This window comes from Actinokineospora spheciospongiae, from assembly GCF_003182415.1.
GTDB classification, from domain to species: Bacteria; Actinomycetota; Actinomycetes; order Mycobacteriales; family Pseudonocardiaceae; genus Actinokineospora; species Actinokineospora spheciospongiae.
On the sequence record NZ_QHCP01000006.1, the window covers coordinates 397,651 to 417,994 of the forward strand.

The window sequence follows — 20,344 nt, forward strand, 5'->3', positions numbered from 1 at the left end:
GATCGCTCGACGGTAGGTGCGGGTGCGGGGGCGGCCCATGGTGGCGCGCTCCACATTCGGTTCGGGCTTTGTGTGGTCGCGGCGCATGTCAGTCGTCCGCCCGGCCGGAATCCCTTCTGCCGCAGCGGAACTCCCACCTGTCCCGCGCGCCTCGGGTGACCTCGCCACCCGGTGCGGCCTCGGCTAGCCGACCGGTGTTCTGGAGGTGACGACGTCCAACAGGTGGTGGGGGATTCGCGACTCCGCCGCCAGCAGGTCGGGGGGGAGGAGTTCGACGGCGCGGGGCAGCAGGGAGGGCTGCTCCACCGACAGCACCGTGCCCGGCTCGCGCCTGCGCCAGCCCCGGGTGGAGATGGTCGTCATCGCGTTGCGGTAGGTGACGTCGCGCATGGTGCCGAGTTGGCGGGCGCGGTAGAGGAGCGCTTGGAGGCTGACGCCCCAGGTTTCCTTGAGCTTGGCGAGGCGGGGCCAGTCGGCGCGGGTGGGGAGGAGGTCGGCGATCTGGGCGCGGGGCATCAGGAACTCGGCGGCGAAGCGGTTGGCCTGGTTCTCGACGATGTTGTTGCCCGGTTCCTCGTCGGTGTGCATGACCAGGTGGCCGAGTTCGTGGGCGACGTCGAAGCGCTGGCGGTAGTAGTCGTCCTTGGCCGGGTTGAGCAGGACCAGGGGGCGGTCCGCGCGGGAGACCGAGTAGGCGTCGACCGAGGCGGACTGCGGTGGGGTGAACACGACCAGGACGCCGTTGTTCTCCGCCGCGCGCACGGTGTGCGGGATGGGGCCCTCCGGCAGGCCCCACTCGGCGCGCAGCTCGGCGGCGGCGCGTTCGGGGGTGTCGTCGGCGCAGTCCGCGCCGACCGGGCGGACCGGGAGGCGGACCGGGGGGAAGTCGACGTGGCGCTCCAGCACCCGGCTGACCTCGGCCACGACCTGCACGTACGCCTCGGCCTGGTCGCGGGCGAGCTGGGTGGTGGAGCGCAGCGAGCGGAAGTGCGCCGTCGCCGGGGTGTGCGGGCTGCCGTCGGGCAGGAAGAAGGACGGGCTGACGCTCAGCGCCATGGCCAGCTTGGCCACCGTGGCGGCCGAGGGCTTCTTGCCGCCGGACTCGTAGAAGCTGATCGCCGCCGGGGTCAGCTCGACGGCGGCGGCGAGCGCGTTCTTGCGCAACCCGGCCAGCCGCCTGCCCATCGTCAGCCGTGACCCGTCGAACAACGCGGCGACATCGGCAAGGTTCCCGCTCGTCATTCCCCTGTTCCCGCGACCCGCTTGAGCTGGACCTCGGCGTCGGACACCCCCTGCGGTACCGCTCGGGTGCCGACGACCGGCCGAACCATACCGCTGCCGGGTTCGAGCGGCGCGGGCTCCAGCCGCACCCGCCAGGTCCACGGCCTGCCGCCGCCCTCGGTGGTGTGCGGCCTGCCCAGGTGGACCTCCGAGGAGGTCGCGTCGGAGTTGATGGCGTGCGCGACGAACAGCACCGAGTCGTCGATGTCGTCCTCGGTCAGCGAGAACAGCGAGATCTGGTCGGCCGACGGGCGCCGCCCGGCCGCGCGCTGCTTGGTGGGGGTCTTGGACTGCCAGGAGATCCGGTCGACGCCCTCGAACGGGAACGAGGTGATCAGCCAGCTCCACCGGTCGAACCGCCAGCCCGGCGAGCTGTGGTCGTCGGCCCGCTCCACCAGCCCCGGCCGCAGCGACGGCATGGTGTCCAGCTCACCGGAGAGCAGCCCGGCGCCGAGCACGTCGCGCCCGACCCGCTCCTCGTCCGGCGCCACGGAGAAGTCGCCGCAGTGGAAGACCCGGTCGAGCCGGTTGCAGAACAGCTTGTGCGCGGTCAGCCCCAACCACACCTGGTCGTGGCCGGTGGTCGGGTCGTAGTCCAGCGCGGTTCGCCGCGCCGCCGCCGACCACGCCCAACCGATCGCTTCGACGACCCCGGCCCGGCCCAGCGCGGCCAGTGCCGCGTCCTGCTCGCTCATGGTTCGGAATACTACCGATCGCAGTATTCGGCGCGCGAAACTTAACCCGGTGTGTCGGCGGATCACCGCATCGGGTGGCAGGGCGACAGGCGCCCGACTCGCAGGGTTCGAGCGGGAGGGGGCCTCCCGCAAAGCGTTCGCGTGGTCGGTGGTGCCCGGGAACACTGCCTCCCGTGGACATCGAACTGGTCACCGTCGACGAGGCGGACAAGTCCGTGCTGGCCAACCTGGTCCAGTTCTACCAGTACGACTTCTCCGAGATCCGCGACCTCGCCCTGACCCGGCACGGCACGTTCACCTACCGCTACCTCGACCCCTACTTCACCGAGGCGGGCCGGGAAGCCGACTTCATCACCGTCGACGGCCGACTGGCAGGCTTCGCGCTGACCCGGGGGGACGTCGACGACGACGGGTCGTGGAACGTCGCCGAGTTCTTCGTCGCCCGCGGCCACCGCCGCCGGGGCGTGGCGCGGGAATCCGCCCGGCGCCTGTTCGCCCGGCGCCCCGGGTTGTGGACGCTGTCGGTCGACCACAACAACCGACCGGCCGCGGCCCTGTGGCGCTCCGTCATCGGCGCGGTCGCCGTGGGGCCGGTCGCCGAAACCGACCGGTACCCACCCGATGCGGCGGTCGCGGGCACGCGGTTCCGCTTCTGGGTGGCCGACGCGGGCGAGCGGCCACCGCGGCCTGTGGACACCGAACCCGCGGGGTGAGCCCGAACGATTCGAGCAGCGCGGCCCCGGCGCGCGGGTTCGGCAGCGCCTGCCCGACCGGTCGCCACCGCGTCGGTCAGGCGGATTCGCAGCCGATGCCGTCGCGGTCCGGGTCGAAGCGGTGCCGGTCGGGGCGGCGGACCGGGAAGTCGCGGTCGGGGACGTCGGCGCAGTCCAGGCGCGGTGCGGCGATGGACAGGCACAGCGTCGGGTACGCCGGGTCGCACAGCCGGGGGCGGCTGGTGGTCGCGGTCGTCGGCGGCGGCGCGGTGGTCGGCACGGGCGGCGGAACGGAGGTCGTGGTGGTCTCGGCGGTCGTGCGGGTGGCGGGCCGCGGTTCGGTGGTCCTCGCCGTGGTGCGGGTCGTCGGGCGGGCCGGAACGGTCACCGTCCTGACCGAGGTCACCGTGGACGTCGAGGTGCTGGGAGTGGTGGTGGCGGGCGCCGGGGCGGAGTTGGGTGCCGTGGCCGCGGTCTCCGAGTCCGGTCGCTGGCTGAGGAGGCCGCCGGTCGCGGCCACGGAGAGGGCCACGGCCACCAGGGGCCAGGTCGGCAGGGAACGGATCTTGCGCACGTGTGTTCCTATCCGAATCCGGCCCGGGTTGGTTACCGGCCGGGACCCGATCGTGACGAAACGGGGCAGCGCAGGCGGCCCGGCCGGACCGCCTGCGCTGTTCCCCCAGGCCGGGCCCCAGGACCTCCCCGCCCCGGAACCCGAGCTGGACGCTCCTGTCAGGACAGTTCCCGCCCCCGCGTCTCGGGCAGGCCGAACAGGGCGAAGAACGCCAGCACGTAACCGAGCGCGGCGTACCCCATCGCCGCGCCGATGCCGAGCGGGCCCGCGATGTACCCGATGACCGCCGGGAGCAGCCCGCCGACGCCGCGGCCGAGGTTGTAGGTGAAACCGGGGCCGATCCCGCGCACCGGGCCCGGGTACAGCTCGGCCAGGTAGGCGCCGAACCCGCTGAAGATCGCCGAGTAGCCGAAGCCGAGCGGGAAACCCAGGTACATCACCCAGGTGTTCGCGCTCGGCGGGAGCTGCGTGTACAGGAGGATCAGGACGGCGTTGGTGACGGCGAACAGCCGGATCGTCGGCTTGCGCCCCAGCCGGTCGTTGAACCAACCGCCGCACAGGTAACCGATGAACGCCCCGGAGATGAGGAACGCCAGGTAGCCACCCGTGCCGACGACGGTGAGACCGCGCTGCTTGCTCAGGAACGTGGGGAGCCAGGTCGCGAGGGTGTAGTAGCCGCCCTGGACACCGGTCGTCACCAGCGACATGAACACGGTGGTGCGCAACAGGTCGCCGCGGAAGAGGTCGCGGAGGGAACCGCGGGCCCGGGTGGATTCCGTGTGGATCGGCGCGTCCTCCGTGCCGCGGCGCAGGTAGAACACGAGCAGGGCGGGCAGCGCGCCGGTCAGGAAGAGCACCCGCCAGGCGACGTCCTCGTCGAGGAAGCTGAACAGGGCGGTCTGCACGAGCACCGCCAGGCCCCAGCCCACCGCCCAGGAACTCTGCACCACCGACGCCACCCGGCCGCGGTGGCGCGCGGAGGTGTACTCGGCGATGAGGATCGCGCCGGTCGCCCACTCGCCGCCGAACCCGATCCCCTGCAGGGAGCGGAAGATCAGGAGCAGTTCGTAGTTCGGCGCGAGCCCGCACAGCATCGTGAACACGGCGAAGGTCAGCACCGTGAGCGTCAGCGTGCGGACCCGGCCGATCCGGTCGGCCAGGACCCCCGCGATCACCCCTCCGAGCGCGGAGAACACCAGCGTGGCCGTGCTGAGCAGCCCACCCTGGAACGTGCTGAGCCCGAAGGCCACCGTGATGGCGGGCAGGGCCAGCGGCAGCACCTGGTAGTCGTAGGAGTCGAGGCCGTAGCCCAGGAAGGCGCCGGTGAAGGCGCGACGACCCTTGGCCGGGAGTTCCCGGTACCAGGCCATCCGTTCGCGCGTGCTGGTTGTGCTCATGACCCACCTCGTTCACGCTCGGTTGGTCGAGCCAGTCTGTTGGATTGTTCTACGATCTGACAATGGGGCACATTCGGGTTTAACCTGGATGGACCACTCACGAGGGCGTGGAGGCGGTGGTGGCGGCGGACATCGTCGAACGGCTGGGAGAACTGGTCAGGGACCGGCGGTGGGAACGCAGCAGCGCTGCGGAGATCGCCGCCGCCGCGCTCCGGGACCTGATCATGGAAGGCGCGCTGCGCCCGGGGACCCGCGTCTCCGAGGAGGTGTTCACGGCGCCCCTGGAGGTCTCCCGCAACACCCTCCGCGAAGCGTTCCGCCTGCTCACCCACGAGAAGCTCCTCGAGCACAAGCTCAACCGCGGCGTCTTCGTCCGCACCCTGGCCACCGCGGACGTCGTCGACCTGTTCCTGGTCCGCCGCGTGGTCGAGTGCGCCGCCCTGCCCTTGGCCGACGCCGCGGGCACCGCCCGCATGCTGGCCGCCGTCGAGCACGGCGAAGCCGCGGCCGGGGAAGGCCGCTGGATCGACGTCGGCACCGCCAACATCCGCTTCCACCAGGCCATCGCCGCCCTGTCCGGCAGCCCCCGCATCGACGAGCTGATGCGCCAGGTCGCCGCCGAACTCCGCCTCGCCTTCCACGAGATGGGCGACCCGCGCGCCTTCCACGAGGACTACCTGCGCCGCAACCGCGAGATCGTCGACCGCCTGGTCGCGGGCGAGGTGACCGCAGCCCAGGACCTCCTCACCGCCTATCTGCGCGCCTCCGAGGCGGAGATGCTCGCGGCGTTCGCCACCCGGGAGCGCGGTGAGATCCCCACCTCCAAACCGGGTGCCTGAGCGCGCCCCGGCCTAGGGTTCCCCCGTGCGGATGATGGGATGTCACCGATGACGTTCTGGGAGTCAGTGCTCGTCCTGCTCGCGGGCGTCTTCGCGGGCGGGATCAACGTCGTGGTCGGCTCCGGGACGCTGGTGACCTTCCCGGTCCTGCTCGCCGTCGGCTACCCGCCGATCGTCGCGAACGTGTCGAACACCCTCGGGCTCATCCCCGGATCGATCACCGGCGCCATCGGCTACCGCGCCGAACTGGCCGACCAGGGGGACCGCCTGCTCCGGTTCGGCGCCGCCTCGCTCCTCGGCGGTGTGCTGGGCGCGGTCCTGCTGCTCAAGCTGCCCGCGGCCGCGTTCGAGGGGATCGTCCCGGCCCTGATCGTCGTCGCCCTGGTCCTGGTGGTCCTGCAACCGCGCCTGTCCCGGGCCCTGGCCGCCCGCCGAACCACCACCGCCCCCGCCCACGGCGGCCCGCTGCTGTGGTTCGGCGTGTTCCTGACCGGTGTGTACGGCGGCTACTTCGGCGCCGCGCAGGGGATCATCCTGCTGGGGCTCATGGGCATCCTGATGACCGAGTCCCTGCAACGGCTCAACGCGGTGAAGAACGTGCTGGCCGCACTGGTGAACGCGGTCTCCGGGATCATCTTCGTCGTGGTGGCCGACGTGGCGTGGCTGCCGGTGCTCCTGATCGCCGTCGGCTCCACGGTGGGCGGTTTCATCGGGGCGAAGGTGGGCCGCAGGCTGTCGCCGACGCTGCTGCGCGGGATCATCGTGGTGGTCGGCCTCGCCGCCATCGCCAAGATCATCCTAGGCTGACCCGCGGTCCTCCATCTGCCGCTGTTCTTCACCCCACCGCTGCCCTTCCCTTCACCCGTCCGGGTTCGGGGTTGTCCACAGGCAAGATCCACATCGGCCTCGCGCGGCCCCTGCGGCGGTAGAATGGCCTCGGGGCCGCCCCCCAGGGAGCGGTGGGGGATGGTTTGGTGGGGATTGCGCGCGAGCGAGATCGACTTCGGTTCGGGTGGGGCCTGGGCGGTCAGGTCCGGGGGAAGGTGCGGGCGGCTTCCAGGAACTGGTCGTTCTCCTCCGGGGTGCTGATGGTGACCCGGGCGCCGTCGCCGGGGAAGGCGCGGACGACGATCTTGTGCTCCATGCAGTGCTCGTTGAAGGCCTGGGTGCGGTCGGCCAGCGGGAGCCAGACGAAGTTGGCCTGGGTCGGGGGGACGTCGTAGCCCAGGGCCAGGAGTTCGGTGCGGACCCGGGTGCGCTCGGCGACGATGTCGCGGCAGCGGGCCAGCAGTTCGTCCTCGGCGCGCAGCGACGCCAGGGCCGCCGCCTGGGCCAAGGCGTTCACGCCGAAGGGGACGAACACCTTGCGGACCACCTCGATCACCGCGGGCGGGGCCACCAGGTAGCCGACGCGCAGGCCCGCCAGGCCGTACGCCTTGGAGAAGGTGCGCAGGACCGCCACGTTGTCCCGGCCCGCCGCCCACGCGGCCTTGGCCAGCTCCACGCCGTCCGGGACGGACTCGTCGTCGACGAACTCGCGGTAGGCCTCGTCGATCACCACGAGGGCGTCGGCGGGGGCCGCGGCGATGAAGCGGTCCAGCTCCGCCGCGGTGAGGGCGGTGCCGGTGGGGTTGTTCGGGGTGCAGACGAAGACGAGGCGGGTGCGCGGGGTGATCGCCGCGACCATCGCGTCGACGTCCAGAGCGTGGTCGGGGGTCAGCGGGACGCGGACCTGCTGGGCGCCCACCACCTGGGTGATGATCGGGTACGCCTCGAACGAGCGCCACGGGAACACGACCTCGTCCTCGGCCGTGCAGGTGGCCTGGATGAGCTGCTGGCACAGGGTGACCGAGCCGCAGCCGACCGAGACGTGCGACCCGGGGACGTCGAGCCGGGCCGACAGGGCCGCCACCAGCTCCGCCGCCCCGCTGTCGGGGTAGCGGTTGACCTGCCCGGCGGCCTTGGCGATGGCGGCGACGACGCTGGGCAGCGGGCCCAGGGACACCTCGTTGCTGGCCAGCTTGACCGCCCCGGGCACGCTGCGCCCCGGCACGTACCCCGGGATCGAGGCAAGGTCGGCGCGGGTTCGCACGGTCATCGGGGCTCCTCGTCGAGTCGGCTGCAGCGGCAACCTATCCCGCTCTGCGCGCGTACGGCAGCACCGGCCGTCCGCCGTGGGCGAAAATTGTGCGGAGCGGACGAACCCACCGACGGGTGATCACGCGTCCGGGTGAGCGGCCGATCACGTTGACGGGCGTTCACCCCGCCGTGGTTGGGTGTGTCATGGCCCAGACCCGCACAGAGGAAATCCGGCTCGCCGACGACCGCGCCCTGCGGTTGACCTGCGCCGAGCCCGACGGGGTGGTGCGCGGCGGTCTGGTCGTGCTGCCCGAGGCGCGCGGGGTGACCGACGCGGTGCGCGGCATGGTGGCCGGGCTGGCCGCCGAGGGGTGGCTGGTCGCGGTACCGCACCTGCACGACGGCGACGACCACGAACTCGACCACGACACCGCCCGCGACTCCCTCAGCGCCCTGTCCGGCGACTCGGTCCTGGCCGCCGCCGACGGCGCCTTCTCCTGGCTGACCGGGCACGGCGTCACCACCGACCGGACCGGCGTCATCGGCTTCGAACTCGGCGGCGCGGCCGCCCTGGTGGTGGCCGCCCGGCGCGACGTCGGCGCCGCCGTCACGGTTGCGGGCGGCGGTATCCTCGAGCCGCTCTCCGACGGGCTGCCCGCGCTCGTCGAGGTCGCGGGCGAGCTGCGCTGCCCGTGGCTGGGGCTCTACCGCGAGGAGGGCGACGACATCACCGCCGAACAGGTCGAGAAGCTGCGCGACGCCGCGGGCACGGCCCCGGTCGCCACGGACGTGGTCCGGTTCGCCTTCCACTCCACGTACGAGGCGTGGCAGCGCGCCCTGAACTGGTTCGACGCGCACCTGCGCTGATGGTGGCGACCCTCACCGAGGTCGAGTTCGACCTCACCTGGGAGGCCCTGGGCCTCGGCGAACGCCCGTACCCGATCGACGTGCCCAGCTTCGGCACCACCACCGCCGAGCGTGAGGAACTGCGGATCGGCGTGATCGGCAGCCTCACCGCGAAGAACCTGCACGACGGCCGCGAACTCGACCGCGAGCTGGAGGACCACCTGGTCCTGCTGGCGCGCAACGACTTCAGCCTCGACGGCCTGCTGTCGGTGGGGGTGCCGCTGCGGGTGCTCGGCGTCGGCCAGGGCAGCCGGTCGGCGCTGGCGGTCCAGGCGGGCGGTGAGGTCCGGGTCGGCGCGGCGGGCCCCGGCGGGGTCGTGGCGGAGGTCGCCGGGATGCTGCCGGAGGTCCCCGCGGGCCCCGGCAACCCGGTCACCCTGCCCAAGCGGGTCTTCCACGATGCGATCGACGCCTACGCCGCCGGTGGCTTCGCCAACCTGGAGCACGCCCTCAACCGCGGCGGGGTGAGCGGCCGCGACCTGCGCACGGTCACCACCCTGGTGGAGAGCGCCCGCTCCGGCGGCGGCCAGGTCGCGGCGAACGCGGTCGACCGCGTGGGCAGGCGCACCCGCACGCCGGTGCTCAACTGGTTCGACACCTCGGCGGGCCGGTACCTGGTGCTGACCTCGCCGCAGCCGGACGGCTCGGACTGGCTGACCATCGGCCCGGTCGACCCCCAGCGCCTGGCGGGCCGCATCCGCGACCTGGTCGACGGCGTCCGGGCCTGATCCCCGGACGCCGCCGCGGCCTCACACCGCCAGTTCGACCCGGAGTTCCGGCTCGGTCTTCGCCACGACCTCGTCGACCGCCACCCCCGGCGCGCACTCGCGCAGCACCAGGCCGTCGGGGGTCACGTCGATCACCGCCAGGTCGGTGATGATCCGCTGCGCCACCCGCAGGCCGGTCAGCGGCAGCGAGCACTCGTCGACGACCTTGAACGAGCCGTCGCGGGCGGTGTGCTCCATCAGCACGATGACCCGCTTGGCGCCGTGCACCAGGTCCATCGCCCCGCCCATGCCCTTGACCATCTTGCCCGGGATCATCCAGTTCGCGATGTCCCCGGCCCGCGACACCTGCATGGCCCCCAGGATCGCGGCGTCGACCTTGCCGCCGCGGATCATGCCGAACGACAGCGCCGAGTCGAAGAACGAGGCGCCCCGGCGGACGGTGACCGTCTCCTTGCCCGCGTTGATCAGGTCCGGTTCCTCGGTCCCGGCCACCGGGTAGGCGCCGACGCCGAGGATGCCGTTCTCCGACTGGAGCACGATCTCGACGTCGTCGGGCACGTAGTTCGGCACCAGCGTCGGCAGGCCGATGCCGAGGTTGACGTAGGAGCCGTCGGACAGCTCCGCGGCCGCCCGCGCGGCCATCTCTTCCCTGGTCAGCGCCATCTCAGGCCCCCCTCGTGGTCCGGCGCTCAATGCGCTTGTCGGCGGCCTGCTCTCGCGTCAGCGCCAGCACCCGCTGCACGAAGATTCCGGGCAGGTGCACGTCGTCCGGGGCGATCTCGCCGGGGTCCACCAGCTCCTCCACCTCGGCGATGCCCACCCGGCCCGCCATGGCGCACAGCGGGTTGAAGTTGCGCGCCGAGTCGCGGAACACCAGGTTCCCGTGCCGGTCGCCCTTCCAAGCCCGCACCAGGCCGAAGTCGCAGGTGATGGCCTCCTCCAGCACGTGGTCCACGCCGCCGAACGCGCGCACCTCCTTGGCGGGGGAGGACACGGCCACGGTGCCGTCCGCGGCGTAGCGCCACGGCACCCCGCCGTCGGCGACCTGGGTGCCGACCCCGGTGCGGGTGTAGAACGCCGGGATGCCCGACCCGCCCGCCCGCAGCCGCTCCGCCAGCGTCCCCTGCGGGGTCAGCTCCACCTCCAGCTCACCGGCCAGGTACTGCCGGGCGAACTCCTTGTTCTCGCCGACGTAGGAACTGGTCATCCGGGCGATCCGCCGCTCCCGCAGCAGCAGCCCCAGCCCCCAGTCGTCGACGCCGCAGTTGTTCGACACGACCGACAGACCGGTCACGCCCTTCGCCAGCAGCGCCCCGATCAGCACGCTGGGAATGCCGCAGAGCCCGAACCCGCCGACGGCGAGCGTCGCGTTGTGCGCGACGTCCTCGACCGCCTCGGCCGCGCTGTGGACCACTTTGTCCATGTGTGCCCCTCCTTCTGGGTGTGGCAAGCGCGACTCTAATGCGGCGGCCCGGCCCGCGGAGTGTTCGCCGAAGCCACAGGACCGGGGCCCGGCATGGGCGTGGACACTGTTGCCGTGGTTGACGAGGCGAGCGGCCGCCGGTGGCTGCCCAGCGGTGAGACGACGGTGCGGCTGCTGACGTGGTCGGCCCGGTTGGTGGGGCTGCTGGCCGTGCTGTCGGTGCTCCTGCCCGCCGGTGGCCGCAGGCCGCTGCGCGCCGCCGTGGGCCGCTGGCTCGACCTGCCCGAGGGGGCGGGCATCGCCGCCGGGACCGTGGTGCTGGCCAGCGGTGTGCTGCTGTGGCTGCTGGCGAACGCCCTGCGCAGGCGCAAGCGGCGGGCCTGGCAGGTGGCCGTGGTGGTCACCGCGGCCATCGCCGTGGCCCACCTGGCCTGGCGCCACGGCATCGGCTCCGGGGTCACCGCGCTCGGCCTGTGCGTCGCCCTGCTCGCCACCCGCAAGCACTTCACCGCGGGCGTCGACCCGGTCTACGGCAAGTGGCGGGCCGTCCGCGTCGCCGTGGAACTGCTCGTCGCCGGGTTCCTGGCGGTCTTCGTCATGCTGCGCGGCGCCCCCGCCCGCCTCACCGGCGACGCCGACCTGACCGACACGGGGGTGCACTCGCTGCTCGCGCTCATCGGCGTCAGCGGCCCGGTCCACCCGGTGGCCTGGCTGGACGACCTCACCGCCGCCACCGGCCTGGTCTTCGGCGTCGGCGCGGTCCTGCTCGGCGCCTACTACCTGCTGCGCTCCGCCGAACCCAAACCCGGCCTCGCCCCCGACGACGAGACCGCCCTGCGCGCCCTGCTGGCCAAGCGCGGCCGCGACGACTCCCTCGGCTACTTCGCCCTGCGCCGCGACAAGTCCGTCGTGTTCTCCCCCACCGGCAAGTCGGCGGTCCCCTTCCGGGTCCTCGCGGGCGTGGCCCTCGCCTCCGGCGACCCGCTCGGCGACATCGAGGCCTGGCCCGGCGCCATCGAGCGCTTCCTCGCCGAGTGCCGCGCCCACGCCTGGACCCCCGCCGCCATCGGCTGCTCCGAAAGAGGGGCCACGGTCTGGACCCGCTACGACCTCGACGCCATCGAACTCGGCGACGAGGCCATCGTCGACGTCCCCACCTTCAGCCTCGACGGCCGAGCCATGCGCGGCGTCCGCCAGGCGGTCGCCAAGCTCAAGCGCGCGGGCTACGAGGTCACCGTCCGCCGCAGCGCCGACATCCCCGAAGACGAGCGCGAAGCCCTGGCCACCCTGGCGGAGAAGTGGCGCGGCACCGAAACCGAACGCGGCTTCTCCATGGCCCTCTCCCGCGTCTGCGACCAGGAAGACCCCGACTGCGTCCTGGTCACCGCCACCCGGCAGGGCGAGGTCACAGGCCTCCTCCAATTCGTCCCCTGGGGCCCCGACGGCCTCTCCCTCGACCTCATGCGCCGAGACCGGTCAGTCGGCGACAACGGCCTCAACGAACTGATGATCACCGACCTGCTCACCTCCTGCCGAGCCCTGGGCATCGACCGCGTCTCCCTCAACTTCGCCGTCTTCCGAGCCGCCCTCGAACGCGGCGGCCGCATCGGCGCGGGCCCGGTGGCCCGCCTCTGGGCCCGCGCCCTCAAACTCGGCTCCCGCTGGTGGCAGATCGAGACCCTCTACAAGTTCAACGCCAAGTTCTCCCCCGACTGGGCCCCCCGCTTCCTCGTCTTCCCCGCCGTCCGCGACCTCCCCCGCGTTGCACTGGCCGCCATGGAGGCCGAGGGCTTCGGAGGCCGCCCACCTGCGCTTTTGCGCGCCCTGAACCGTTAAGAGGGGGGCGTTTTGCCACCCGCGGGAGGACCTGTGTAGTCTCTTCTCTCGAGCGGCCTGGGGCCCCGGGAGGCTTCGCCTAGTCTGGTCTATGGCGCCGCACTGCTAATGCGGTTGGGGTTAACTGCCCCTCCCGGGTTCAAATCCCGGAGCCTCCGCTGTACACCTGGTCCGCTGGGTGACAACTGAACACGCACCCGTAGCTCAACGGATAGAGCATCTGACTACGGATCAGAAGGTTAGGGGTTCGAATCCCTTCGGGTGCACCAGCAGAACCGCAGTGAGACCACCGTCGAGCTGCGGTTCTCGCTTTCCCGGGCATCGCTCCTGTGGCTGTGGTCACGTCTTGGGTGTCCGCGCGTCCTTCGTTGCGACACCACGGTCGCTGTCGCCTCGGTTGCAGTGGGTGGGGGCAGGTCGCTCGTCGTCTTCAGTGTGGTGTGGCTGGGGTCGCGGCGACCGTTGGTGTGAAGCGGCGAACCAGGTTGCCATGTCACCCTATCGGTGGTGTTCTGGTTACAAAGTCACATGAAGAATCGTCGGCGGTTCGTTGTTCACCATGTTGAGGGGGATGTGTGAAGCGGCTCATCGCTTTTTCCTGCGCTGTTCTGGTCGCGGGTGGGATTGCGGTCACCGCCGGGCCCGCTGTCGCGGCCGAGGGTCGACGTGTCGACGTGGGTGTTCTGGGTGCCGGGGAGATTGCCGAATGCATCGCGGCGGGATCGACCGTGCCCAACGATGCGATTGTCGACCAATTGCCGGTGAGTCGTCCGGATACTCCGCAGACGGACTTCCAACTGGAGTGCGGTCCGCCCGAAATCGCCGGAGCCCGGCACATCCACGCCGGTCACCCGATCAACAGTGTGTTGTCGTTCCAGGCGTGCTACCAGGCCGCACTGCTGCGTGGGCAGAAGATTCCGCAGCAGTACTCGAGCCTGTACTCGTACCAGACGCCCGGCGGGCCGATCGTCGAAGTCGCGACCGATGACTTCTCCCCGTACATCCTGACGGCCTACACGAAGGGGCCCAACAGTGCGGACTGGGAGAACTGCGCTGCGCACGTGTGATCGGGTCCTGATTTGAAGTTGTTCCTGTGATGCTCGTATCGTCGTTGCTGTTACGCTGATAAGATGGGTGACCTCACAGTCTTCTCCCACTTGTCCGAAACGCAGGCCGGAAAGCTGGAGAGCGAACTGGCGGTGCGCTTGGCGGAATCCGACGAAGTCAACCGGTCACCGGCGCTGGTCTGGCTGAGGAATGACCGGCTCAACGGGGATGCCCAGCTCCAAGGAATTGTGTTGGGGTCACCCGACCTGGCGGATGAGATTGCGCGACACCATCTCCCGAGTCTGTTTCCGGACATCCTGGCGCATCGAGCGGTCCGACACCTGTTGCCGGACTCGCTCGATGCGACCAGGCCGCTGAACACCGGGGCGAACCACCCCCCGCGCGGCTGGCGGCCGGTGCCTGCCATCGGCTTGGCAGCTGAGTGGGCCCGCGCGATGTACGACGGCAGCTTCGGCACGGACCCGCGGGAATCGACTGCCGCCGACCGCGACCACCGGGCGCTCGCCGCCCTTGCCCAGGCGAACGATCTGTACCGAACGCTGTTCGGGGAGAGGTATTCGAGCGTTTCCTGCCTGTCGAGCCCCGACCCGTGGGCTCCGTGGTTCCGAGGGCTTTTCAACACGACCTGGGCCGCCTACGCCGGTCATAGCCGGACGTTGTGGATGCTGACCCTGAGCGACATGGATTGACCGGTGTCCTGCCCGGGGCAACCTCCTCCGGGGAGAACATCCGCTCGACCGCGCTCGTCACCTCGTTCCGTGTTGTCGTCGGGGTCGGGGGAACCGGTGTCAGCTGAGGACCACCAGGTCTTCGGGGTTGTCGGTGGGGAGGGTGGGTTCGGCGGTGACGGTGATGGAGGTGGAGAGCAGGTCGGTGTTGTTCGGAGTGGTCAGGAATGCCGTGTCGGCGGCGTCGCGGCCGGTGGCTATGCGGAGGAGGGATTGGCGGGGGGCCAGGTGGGTGGCGTCGAAGACGTGCCAGCGGTCTTCGATGGCTGCTTCGAAGACGGCGTGGAAGTCCATGGGGGACAGGCCGGGGGCGTAGACGGAGACGAAGCGGGCGGGGACGTCGACGGCTCGGCACAGGGCCACGCACAGGTGGGCGTAGTCGCGGCAGACGCCTTGGGTGAGCAGGAGGGTGTCGACCGCGTCGTCGGTCGGGGCGCTTGAACCGCCTACATAGGACAGGTGTTGGGCGACGTGGGTGACTATGGCTCGGACTTTTTCCGCGTTGTCGGTTTGGGTGCCGATGATGCGGGTGGCGTAGCCGCCGAGGCGGTCGGAGGGGCAGTAGCGGCTCGGGCGCAGGTATTCGATCCGCTCGGCCTCGGTGACGGCGGCCAGTTCGACCTCGGCCACGCCGGTGCCGTACCGGTGTGCCGCCCGGTAGCGCAGGGTCAGGTCGCCGGGGGTCGCGTCAACCACGTGCAGGCGGGTGCCCTGCGGCATCGCCACCACTCGCGGTGGACCCGGCGCGCCTTCGACCAGCAGCTCCTCGTCCCCGGGCGGTCCGGCGGCGGCCACCGACACGGTGACCGGGCCCGACTGCGTCAGGCGCAGCCGTAATTCCACGTCGATTCGGCAGATTTCCAGCATTCCTCCATCATCGGGTAGCAGGCACCTTCCCACCTAGACGCCGCCGCCGTGCGTTGCTGCTGACGTGCTGCGGCGGAGGGATGTGGGGGCAATGGGGTGCCGTTGGTGGGTGGCCGGTGCGGTGGGGTGCACCGGCCGGAGAGCTGCTGTGGTGGGCGAGAAGTGTTGTAGCGGAGGGAAAGCGGTGGCGGTGGGTGGAGGAGCGGTGGCGTGGGTCAGGTGTCGTCCACGGCGGGGATGGCGTCTCGGCCCACCAGGGTTGCTGTGGTTTCGGTGAGGAGGCGGCCGCTGACGTCCGGGTCGCAGGTGAGGCGGGGGAGGCGGGCTCGGATGGCGGCGGGACTGCGTTGGTGGGTGGTGGCCAGGGATCGGATGACTTCGGTGGCGGAATCCGTTGGTGGGTGGGACAGCCAGGCCTCGCGGAGGGCGGTGTCCTCGTCGGGGGTCCAGCGCTGGTTGGCGTTGCCGACCGTGCTGCGGCGGGGGCGGCGGGTCTCGAAGCCCGCGATCGCCGTGAGGGACTGGTGCAGGAGGCGGGCGGACTCGGTGGCGCCGCCCGGGGGGAGGGTGAGGGTGCCCTCGGCGACCCTGGTGCCCGACTCGTCCTCGCCGGTGAGGTCGATGGCGAGGGCGCCTTCGGTGTCGGCGTTGACGGTCAGGGTGTAGGTGATGTTCCGGGCGGTGCTGGTGTACTCCAGGGTGAATGCCATGGGGGAGAAGGTAGGGCGGTTCGCGGGATCGCGCGAAAAGTTGTCCACAGGGTCTTGACAGGGGCCGGGGGCGGCGGTCAGGGGTCCCGGCGGTGGCGACCGACCTCGTGTGGTTCGTCGTCGGTGTCCAACGGGACCGGGGGGCGCTCGCGCTCCTCGCGGAGGATGGTGTCGAGGGTGTGGTTCGCGCGGCGCAGCCGCCAGACCAGGAACACCACGACCGCCGTCGCGGCCAGGAGCCACAGTGCTGTCGTCACCCTGCTCACCGCCTCAGCCGTTACTCACCGGTCCCGTCTGGTACCCCCCAGGTTCCCATTTCATTCACAGGGGCGCACCCGTTCGGCGGCATTTGTTTCCTCCTGGGGACGGATTCCGCCCGTATGGGTGAACTTGATTTACACGCTGTGTATCAGGTGGATCGGACCATGGTTTCGCGGGCGGGCAGCCAGGCCAGCACCGCCGCCACGACCAGGAAGCCGGAGGCGGCGAACGCCAACCGGTAGGAGAAGGCGTCGACGAGCAGGCCCGCCACGACCGGGCCGAGGATGGCGCCCACGTCGGCGGCCATCTGGAAGGTGGCGAGGACCTGTCCGCCGCGGGCGCCGGTGCCGATGACGTCCGCCACGGCGGCCTGCTGCGGGGGCGTCAGCACGCCCGTCCCCAGGCCCGCGACCACCGTGGCCAGCAGGAACTCCGGGACGGTGGTGGTGAACCCCAGCCACACCATCGCGCCCCCGGACACCACGAGCCCGATCAGCACCAGCGGTTTGCGCCCCCACCGGTCCGACAGCCGACCGGACACCACCAGCATCACGACGTTGCCCGCCGCGAACACCGACAGGGCGGTGCCCGCGAACGCGCCGTCGCGCTCCAGCACCTCGACGATGAACAGGGGCATCAGCGACACCCGCACGCCGAACACCGCCCAGCCGTTGGCGAAGCTGGACACGAGGGCCGCCCGGTAGCCGCTCACGCGCAGAGCGGCGCGCAGCGGGAACGTCGGGCCCCGGTCGTCGCCGTGGGCGACCAGGGTGGACCGGCGGAGCAGGAGCCACACGAAGGCGATGGCCACCAGCAGCGAGACCGCGTAGACGAGGAACGGGGCGCGCACCGAGATGGTGATCAGGCTGCCGCCGACCAGCGGGCCCGCCACGTTGCCGAGCAGGAAGCTGGTGCCCCACAGCCCCGAGGCCCGGCCGCGCAGGGTGGGTGGGGTGAGGTGGATCAGCAGGCCGACGCCGGAGACGGTGAACATGGTGGAGCCGGTGCCGCCGAGCGCGCGGAAGACGAGCAGGTGCCAGTACTCGGTGGCGAACGCGCAGGCGCCGGTGGAGACGGCGACGATCAGCAGGCCCCACAGGTACACCCGGCGCTCGCCCAGCCGGGTCACCAGGCGCCCGCCGACCGGGGCGAAGGCCAGCCGGGCGACGGCGAACGCGCTGATCACCACCGAGGCCGCCGTGACGCTCACGTCGAAGCCGCGCGCGAACGTGGGCAGGGCGGGCGCGACCAGGCCGAACCCGATGGCGATGACGAAGTTGGCGACGACCAGGACCCACACCTCGCGGGGCAGGGTCCGCGCCGCCGCGGTCGCCGGTGCCGCGCTCACGCTTCCCACCCTCCAACCCTCGGCCGGGGAAACTATATGCCCCGATCGGCCCGTGGACTGTCACGACGGGTGTGGTTGGGGGTACCTGGCAGGAGTCATCCCCCGAATGAAGGAACCCCACGATGTCGGAACCTGTCGAGACCATCGAGGTCATCTCCGTGCTCGCCAAGCTGGCCGAGGCCGAGCGGGACGCCCGTGAGCTGTCCACGGACGAGTCCTACCGCGCGGGCCAGGCCGCCGGGTTGGAGCTGGCCCAGCGCATCGTGCGCGAGCTGGCCGGGCTGCCGGTCGAAGCCGACTCCAGCCGGGTCTGAGCGGCTCTGGCCGTCCGGGGCGGGCGTCCCCCGAAGCCCGCCCCGGGCCGGTCAGCCGACGTCGCGCCCGCGGAAGGCGGCGAGCCCGGCGGCAGCGGTGAACACCCCGATCGCGGTCAGCCACACCAGCGGTGCCGCCGACACCGCCGGACCCGGGACCTTGGGCACGTGGGTGAACGGCGAGACGTCGAGCACGGCCTGGCCCGCGTTCAGCGCGGGCCCGAACAGCCCGATGCCGACGACGACCCCGACCACGGCCCAGGACCCCGCCGCGGAGAGGGTCGGCAGCAGCCCGAACAGCAGCGCGGCCACCCCGGCGACGACCCACACCGCGGGCAGTTGCGCGATCGCCCCACCCACCGCGTGCCCGAGCTGGGTGCCGAGGTTCCCGGCGCGCAGGCCGTGCGCGAGCCCGGTGCCGAGCCCGGCGACGGTGAGCAGCAGCGCCGACCCGAGCAGTGCGAACACCAGGTGCGCGCCCATCCAGGCGGTCCGGCCGACCCCGGCCGCGAGCACCGGTTCGGCGCGCCCGCCGGTCTCCTCGGTGCGCAGCCGCAGCGCGACCAGGACGGCGTAGACCGCGACGACCATGCCGAACACGCTGCCGATCAACGCCAGGTAGGTGTCGACGATGCCCTGCGCGCCGCCCATCCGCTCGAAGATCCCGCGCACCTGCTCGCTGTCGCCGACCAGGCCGCCGATGCCGTCGGCGATGGAGCCGAAGACGGCGCCGATGACCGCCATGGCCACGGTCCAGCCGATCAGCGCGCCGCGCTGCAACCGCCAGGCCAGGCCGAGCGGTCCGCGCAGCGAGGGGGGCGCGGTCGGCGGTCCGGGCCGCGTGGGCAGCAGGCCCGCGCCCAGGTCGCGGCGGGGGAGCAGCAGGTACCCGCCGGTGCCCACGGCCACCGCCGCGACCAGCGGGATGAACAGCACCCACGGCCGTTCCCCGGCGAACGGTCGGGCCAGTTGCGTCCAGGACAGCGGTGAGAGCCAGGACAGCCAGGACGCACCCGGGCTGGAGTCGCCGACCGCGCGGAGCAGGAACGCCACGCCGAGGACCCCGCCCGCCAGCCCGTTGGCCGACCGCGAGTACTCGGTGAGCTGCGCGGTCACCGCGGCGACGGCGGTGAACGCCAGCCCGGCGCCCGCCATGCCCGCGCCGAAGGTGAGCGAGCCCGCCGCGGGCAGCCCGGCGCCGATCAGGGTGACCGCCTGCACCGCGCCGACCAGCGCGCTGGTGCCCGCCGCGACGGTGACCGCCGCGGTCAGCGCCGCGTACCGCCCGACCACCGCGGACCCGAGCAGCTCCAGCCGCCCGCTGTCCTCCTCGGCGCGGGTGTGCCGGGTGACGGTGAAGGCGGCCACCAGGCCCAGGAACAGGGCGAGGAACACGCCGTAGCGCCAGGCGGTGAACCCGCCGGGCGTGGTCAGGTCGAACGCCTTGCCGTAGATCACCGCGATGGACGGGTTGCCGCCGCTGCTCGCGTTGAGCGTCGCGCGGGAGGCGGCGTCGGGGTACAGGCCCTCGTACGTCGAGACGGTGCCCACCGGGAGGAACCCGAGCAGCAGCACCCAGAGGGGGAGCAGGACCCGGTCGCGGCGCAGGGCGAGCCGGATCAGCGCACCGGTCCCGGTCATCGGCCGGATTCCTGGTAGTGGCGGAGGAACAGCTCCTCCAGGGTCGGCGGTTGGCTGGTCAGCGACTTCACCCCGGCCGCGGTCAGCGCGCGCAGCGCCCGGTCGAGGTCGGAGGTGTCGACGTCGAAGCGGACCCGGTTGCCCTCGGCCTTGAGGTCGTGCACGCCGGGCAGCTCGCCGATGCCGTCCGGCGGGCCGCTGAGGTCGGCGGTGATGCTGGTGCGGGTCAGGTGGCGCAGGTCGGCGAGCGTGCCGGTCTCCACCGCGCGGCCCGCGCGGATGATGCTGACGCGGTCGCAGAGGGTTTCCACCTCGGCGAGGATGTGGCTGGAGAGCAGCACGGTGCGGCCGCGGTCGCGCTCCTCGGCGACGCACCGCTGGAACACCGACTCCATCAGCGGGTCGAGCCCGGAGGTGGGTTCGTCGAGGACGAGCAGGTCGACGTCGGAGGCCAGGGCGGCGACGAGGGCGACCTTCTGCCGGTTGCCCTTGGAGTAGGTGCGGCCCTTCTTGCGCGGGTCGAGGTCGAAGCGGTCCAGCAGCTCGTCGCGGCGGCGCCGGTCGAGGCCGCCGCGGAGCCTGCCGAGCAGGTCGATGACCTCGCCGCCGGAGAGGTTGGGCCAGAGCGAGACGTCGCCGGGGACGTAGGCGAGCCTGCGGTGCAGCTCGGTGGCGTCGCGCCACGGGTCGCCGCCGAGCAGGGAGACCTCGCCCGCGTCCGCGCGCAGCAGGCCCAGCAGCACCCTGATGGTGGTCGACTTCCCGGAGCCGTTGGGGCCCAGGAAGCCGTGCACCTCCCCCGTCCGCACCGACAGGTCGAGACCGTCGAGCGCGCGGGTCCGGCCGAACGACTTGACCAGGCCGGACACCGAAATTGCCGTTGTCATGATTCACAACGTACTCGGTTTTCACAACTTTGTGAACGTTTTGAAGGGG

General features: G+C 71.8%; 22 protein-coding genes and 2 tRNA genes. 11 read left to right on the top strand and 13 right to left on the bottom strand.

The window, feature by feature from the left end:
• Positions 1–183: 183 nt before the first annotated feature.
• Together DFQ13_RS19310 and DFQ13_RS19315 are read right to left on the bottom strand one after the other, a co-directional pair.
• Positions 184–1,242 (bottom strand): helix-turn-helix domain-containing protein, encoded by a 1,059-nt coding sequence (locus DFQ13_RS19310; protein ID WP_110080784.1) that lies wholly within the window; start codon positions 1,240–1,242, stop codon positions 184–186.
• Positions 1,239–1,976: a hypothetical protein gene (locus DFQ13_RS19315; protein ID WP_035282028.1), complete on the bottom strand. Its 738-nt coding sequence runs from the start codon at positions 1,974–1,976 to the stop codon at positions 1,239–1,241. Before DFQ13_RS19315 ends, DFQ13_RS19310 begins: the two co-directional genes overlap by 4 nt.
• Positions 1,977–2,149: 173 nt before the next feature.
• Here DFQ13_RS19315 and DFQ13_RS19320 point away from each other — a divergent pair, with 173 nt between their 5' ends.
• Complete coding sequence (locus DFQ13_RS19320; RefSeq protein ID WP_110080785.1) at positions 2,150–2,689, top strand: GNAT family N-acetyltransferase; 540 nt, start codon at positions 2,150–2,152, stop codon at positions 2,687–2,689.
• 76 nt (positions 2,690–2,765) lie between these two features.
• On the opposite strand, the gene DFQ13_RS19325 is transcribed toward DFQ13_RS19320, so the two are convergent.
• Positions 2,766–3,263 (bottom strand): hypothetical protein, encoded by a 498-nt coding sequence (locus tag DFQ13_RS19325; protein WP_110080786.1) that lies wholly within the window; start codon positions 3,261–3,263, stop codon positions 2,766–2,768.
• A gap of 158 nt (positions 3,264–3,421) precedes the next feature.
• Positions 3,422–4,660, bottom strand: a complete 1,239-nt coding sequence (locus DFQ13_RS19330; RefSeq protein WP_110080787.1) for an MFS transporter — start codon at positions 4,658–4,660, stop codon at positions 3,422–3,424.
• Between the two features lie 119 nt (positions 4,661–4,779).
• Here DFQ13_RS19330 and DFQ13_RS19335 point away from each other — a divergent pair, with 119 nt between their 5' ends.
• Together DFQ13_RS19335 and DFQ13_RS19340 are read left to right on the top strand one after the other, a co-directional pair.
• Positions 4,780–5,499 (top strand): GntR family transcriptional regulator, encoded by a 720-nt coding sequence (locus DFQ13_RS19335; protein ID WP_233438482.1) that lies wholly within the window; start codon positions 4,780–4,782, stop codon positions 5,497–5,499.
• A 48-nt stretch (positions 5,500–5,547) separates the two neighbouring features.
• On the top strand, positions 5,548–6,306 hold the full coding sequence (locus DFQ13_RS19340; RefSeq protein WP_110080789.1) for a sulfite exporter TauE/SafE family protein: 759 nt from the start codon (positions 5,548–5,550) through the stop codon (positions 6,304–6,306).
• A 220-nt stretch (positions 6,307–6,526) separates the two neighbouring features.
• Here the strand turns inward: DFQ13_RS19340 and hisC are convergent, their stop codons facing one another.
• Positions 6,527–7,597 (bottom strand): histidinol-phosphate transaminase, encoded by a 1,071-nt coding sequence (gene hisC, locus DFQ13_RS19345; protein ID WP_110080790.1) that lies wholly within the window; start codon positions 7,595–7,597, stop codon positions 6,527–6,529.
• Between the two features lie 185 nt (positions 7,598–7,782).
• Here hisC and DFQ13_RS19350 point away from each other — a divergent pair, with 185 nt between their 5' ends.
• Positions 7,783–8,445: a dienelactone hydrolase family protein gene (locus DFQ13_RS19350; protein WP_035282097.1), complete on the top strand. Its 663-nt coding sequence runs from the start codon at positions 7,783–7,785 to the stop codon at positions 8,443–8,445.
• Positions 8,445–9,212, top strand: a complete 768-nt coding sequence (locus tag DFQ13_RS19355) for an ESX secretion-associated protein EspG (RefSeq protein WP_052021106.1) — start codon at positions 8,445–8,447, stop codon at positions 9,210–9,212. Before DFQ13_RS19350 ends, DFQ13_RS19355 begins: the two co-directional genes overlap by 1 nt.
• A 21-nt stretch (positions 9,213–9,233) precedes the next feature.
• On the opposite strand, the gene DFQ13_RS19360 is transcribed toward DFQ13_RS19355, so the two are convergent.
• A complete protein-coding gene (locus tag DFQ13_RS19360; protein ID WP_035282036.1) occupies positions 9,234–9,875 on the bottom strand; it encodes a 3-oxoacid CoA-transferase subunit B in 642 nt (213 codons plus the stop codon).
• Position 9,876: 1 nt separating this feature from the next.
• Positions 9,877–10,635 (bottom strand): CoA transferase subunit A, encoded by a 759-nt coding sequence (locus DFQ13_RS19365; protein WP_110080791.1) that lies wholly within the window; start codon positions 10,633–10,635, stop codon positions 9,877–9,879.
• Positions 10,636–10,728: 93 nt separating this feature from the next.
• Between DFQ13_RS19365 and DFQ13_RS19370 the strand changes: the two genes are divergently transcribed.
• From DFQ13_RS19370 to DFQ13_RS19390, 5 genes are all read left to right on the top strand, one after another.
• The gene (locus DFQ13_RS19370) at positions 10,729–12,471 is read left to right on the top strand and encodes a phosphatidylglycerol lysyltransferase domain-containing protein (RefSeq protein WP_110080792.1); all 1,743 of its coding nucleotides are present in this window, start codon (positions 10,729–10,731) and stop codon (positions 12,469–12,471) included.
• Between the two features lie 68 nt (positions 12,472–12,539).
• Positions 12,540–12,629, top strand: a tRNA-Ser gene (locus DFQ13_RS19375).
• Between the two features lie 35 nt (positions 12,630–12,664).
• Positions 12,665–12,740 (top strand) — tRNA-Arg (locus DFQ13_RS19380).
• A gap of 306 nt (positions 12,741–13,046) precedes the next feature.
• Positions 13,047–13,538 (top strand): hypothetical protein, encoded by a 492-nt coding sequence (locus tag DFQ13_RS19385; protein ID WP_146241279.1) that lies wholly within the window; start codon positions 13,047–13,049, stop codon positions 13,536–13,538.
• Between the two features lie 63 nt (positions 13,539–13,601).
• Positions 13,602–14,228 (top strand): hypothetical protein, encoded by a 627-nt coding sequence (locus DFQ13_RS19390; RefSeq protein ID WP_110080793.1) that lies wholly within the window; start codon positions 13,602–13,604, stop codon positions 14,226–14,228.
• Between the two features lie 99 nt (positions 14,229–14,327).
• On the opposite strand, the gene DFQ13_RS19395 is transcribed toward DFQ13_RS19390, so the two are convergent.
• From DFQ13_RS19395 to DFQ13_RS19410, 4 genes are all read right to left on the bottom strand, one after another.
• Positions 14,328–15,134: a transglutaminase-like domain-containing protein gene (locus tag DFQ13_RS19395; RefSeq protein ID WP_110080794.1), complete on the bottom strand. Its 807-nt coding sequence runs from the start codon at positions 15,132–15,134 to the stop codon at positions 14,328–14,330.
• Between the two features lie 215 nt (positions 15,135–15,349).
• Complete coding sequence (locus tag DFQ13_RS19400) at positions 15,350–15,844, bottom strand: hypothetical protein (RefSeq protein ID WP_052021108.1); 495 nt, start codon at positions 15,842–15,844, stop codon at positions 15,350–15,352.
• Between the two features lie 77 nt (positions 15,845–15,921).
• Positions 15,922–16,101, bottom strand: coding sequence for a hypothetical protein (locus tag DFQ13_RS19405; RefSeq protein WP_110080795.1), 180 nt, complete (start codon positions 16,099–16,101; stop codon positions 15,922–15,924).
• A gap of 152 nt (positions 16,102–16,253) precedes the next feature.
• The gene (locus tag DFQ13_RS19410) at positions 16,254–17,453 is read right to left on the bottom strand and encodes an MFS transporter (protein WP_181400047.1); all 1,200 of its coding nucleotides are present in this window, start codon (positions 17,451–17,453) and stop codon (positions 16,254–16,256) included.
• 122 nt (positions 17,454–17,575) lie between these two features.
• Between DFQ13_RS19410 and DFQ13_RS19415 the strand changes: the two genes are divergently transcribed.
• Complete coding sequence (locus DFQ13_RS19415) at positions 17,576–17,767, top strand: hypothetical protein (RefSeq protein ID WP_035282047.1); 192 nt, start codon at positions 17,576–17,578, stop codon at positions 17,765–17,767.
• A 51-nt stretch (positions 17,768–17,818) separates the two neighbouring features.
• Here DFQ13_RS19415 and DFQ13_RS19420 read toward each other — a convergent pair whose 3' ends face one another.
• A complete protein-coding gene (locus DFQ13_RS19420) occupies positions 17,819–19,408 on the bottom strand; it encodes an ABC transporter permease (protein ID WP_110080797.1) in 1,590 nt (529 codons plus the stop codon).
• Positions 19,405–20,295 carry an ABC transporter ATP-binding protein gene (locus tag DFQ13_RS19425; protein ID WP_110080798.1) on the bottom strand — a complete coding sequence of 297 codons (891 nt, stop codon included), beginning with the start codon at positions 20,293–20,295 and terminating at the stop codon, positions 19,405–19,407. The genes DFQ13_RS19420 and DFQ13_RS19425 overlap by 4 nt, the downstream gene beginning before the upstream one ends.
• Positions 20,296–20,344 lie beyond the last annotated feature (49 nt).

Excerpts from the sequence above, each read along its gene's own strand:
- DFQ13_RS19425 (WP_110080798.1), bottom strand. The coding sequence starts at position 20,295 with ATGACAACGGCAATTTCGGTGTCCGGCCTGGTCAAGTCGTTCGGCCGG.
- DFQ13_RS19315 (WP_035282028.1), bottom strand. The coding sequence starts at position 1,976 with ATGAGCGAGCAGGACGCGGCACTGGCCGCGCTGGGCCGGGCCGGGGTC.
- DFQ13_RS19365 (WP_110080791.1), bottom strand. The coding sequence starts at position 10,635 with ATGGACAAAGTGGTCCACAGCGCGGCCGAGGCGGTCGAGGACGTCGCG.
- DFQ13_RS19350 (WP_035282097.1), top strand. The coding sequence starts at position 7,783 with ATGGCCCAGACCCGCACAGAGGAAATCCGGCTCGCCGACGACCGCGCC.
- DFQ13_RS19310 (WP_110080784.1), bottom strand. The coding sequence starts at position 1,242 with ATGACGAGCGGGAACCTTGCCGATGTCGCCGCGTTGTTCGACGGGTCA.
- DFQ13_RS19360 (WP_035282036.1), bottom strand. The coding sequence starts at position 9,875 with ATGGCGCTGACCAGGGAAGAGATGGCCGCGCGGGCGGCCGCGGAGCTG.
- DFQ13_RS19355 (WP_052021106.1), top strand. The coding sequence starts at position 8,445 with ATGGTGGCGACCCTCACCGAGGTCGAGTTCGACCTCACCTGGGAGGCC.
- DFQ13_RS19370 (WP_110080792.1), top strand. The coding sequence starts at position 10,729 with ATGGGCGTGGACACTGTTGCCGTGGTTGACGAGGCGAGCGGCCGCCGG.
- DFQ13_RS19340 (WP_110080789.1), top strand. The coding sequence starts at position 5,548 with ATGACGTTCTGGGAGTCAGTGCTCGTCCTGCTCGCGGGCGTCTTCGCG.
- DFQ13_RS19400 (WP_052021108.1), bottom strand. The coding sequence starts at position 15,844 with ATGGCATTCACCCTGGAGTACACCAGCACCGCCCGGAACATCACCTAC.
- DFQ13_RS19390 (WP_110080793.1), top strand. The coding sequence starts at position 13,602 with ATGGGTGACCTCACAGTCTTCTCCCACTTGTCCGAAACGCAGGCCGGA.
- DFQ13_RS19420 (WP_110080797.1), bottom strand. The coding sequence starts at position 19,408 with ATGACCGGGACCGGTGCGCTGATCCGGCTCGCCCTGCGCCGCGACCGG.
- hisC (WP_110080790.1), bottom strand. The coding sequence starts at position 7,597 with ATGACCGTGCGAACCCGCGCCGACCTTGCCTCGATCCCGGGGTACGTG.
- DFQ13_RS19415 (WP_035282047.1), top strand. The coding sequence starts at position 17,576 with ATGTCGGAACCTGTCGAGACCATCGAGGTCATCTCCGTGCTCGCCAAG.
- DFQ13_RS19395 (WP_110080794.1), bottom strand. The coding sequence starts at position 15,134 with ATGCTGGAAATCTGCCGAATCGACGTGGAATTACGGCTGCGCCTGACG.
- DFQ13_RS19330 (WP_110080787.1), bottom strand. The coding sequence starts at position 4,660 with ATGAGCACAACCAGCACGCGCGAACGGATGGCCTGGTACCGGGAACTC.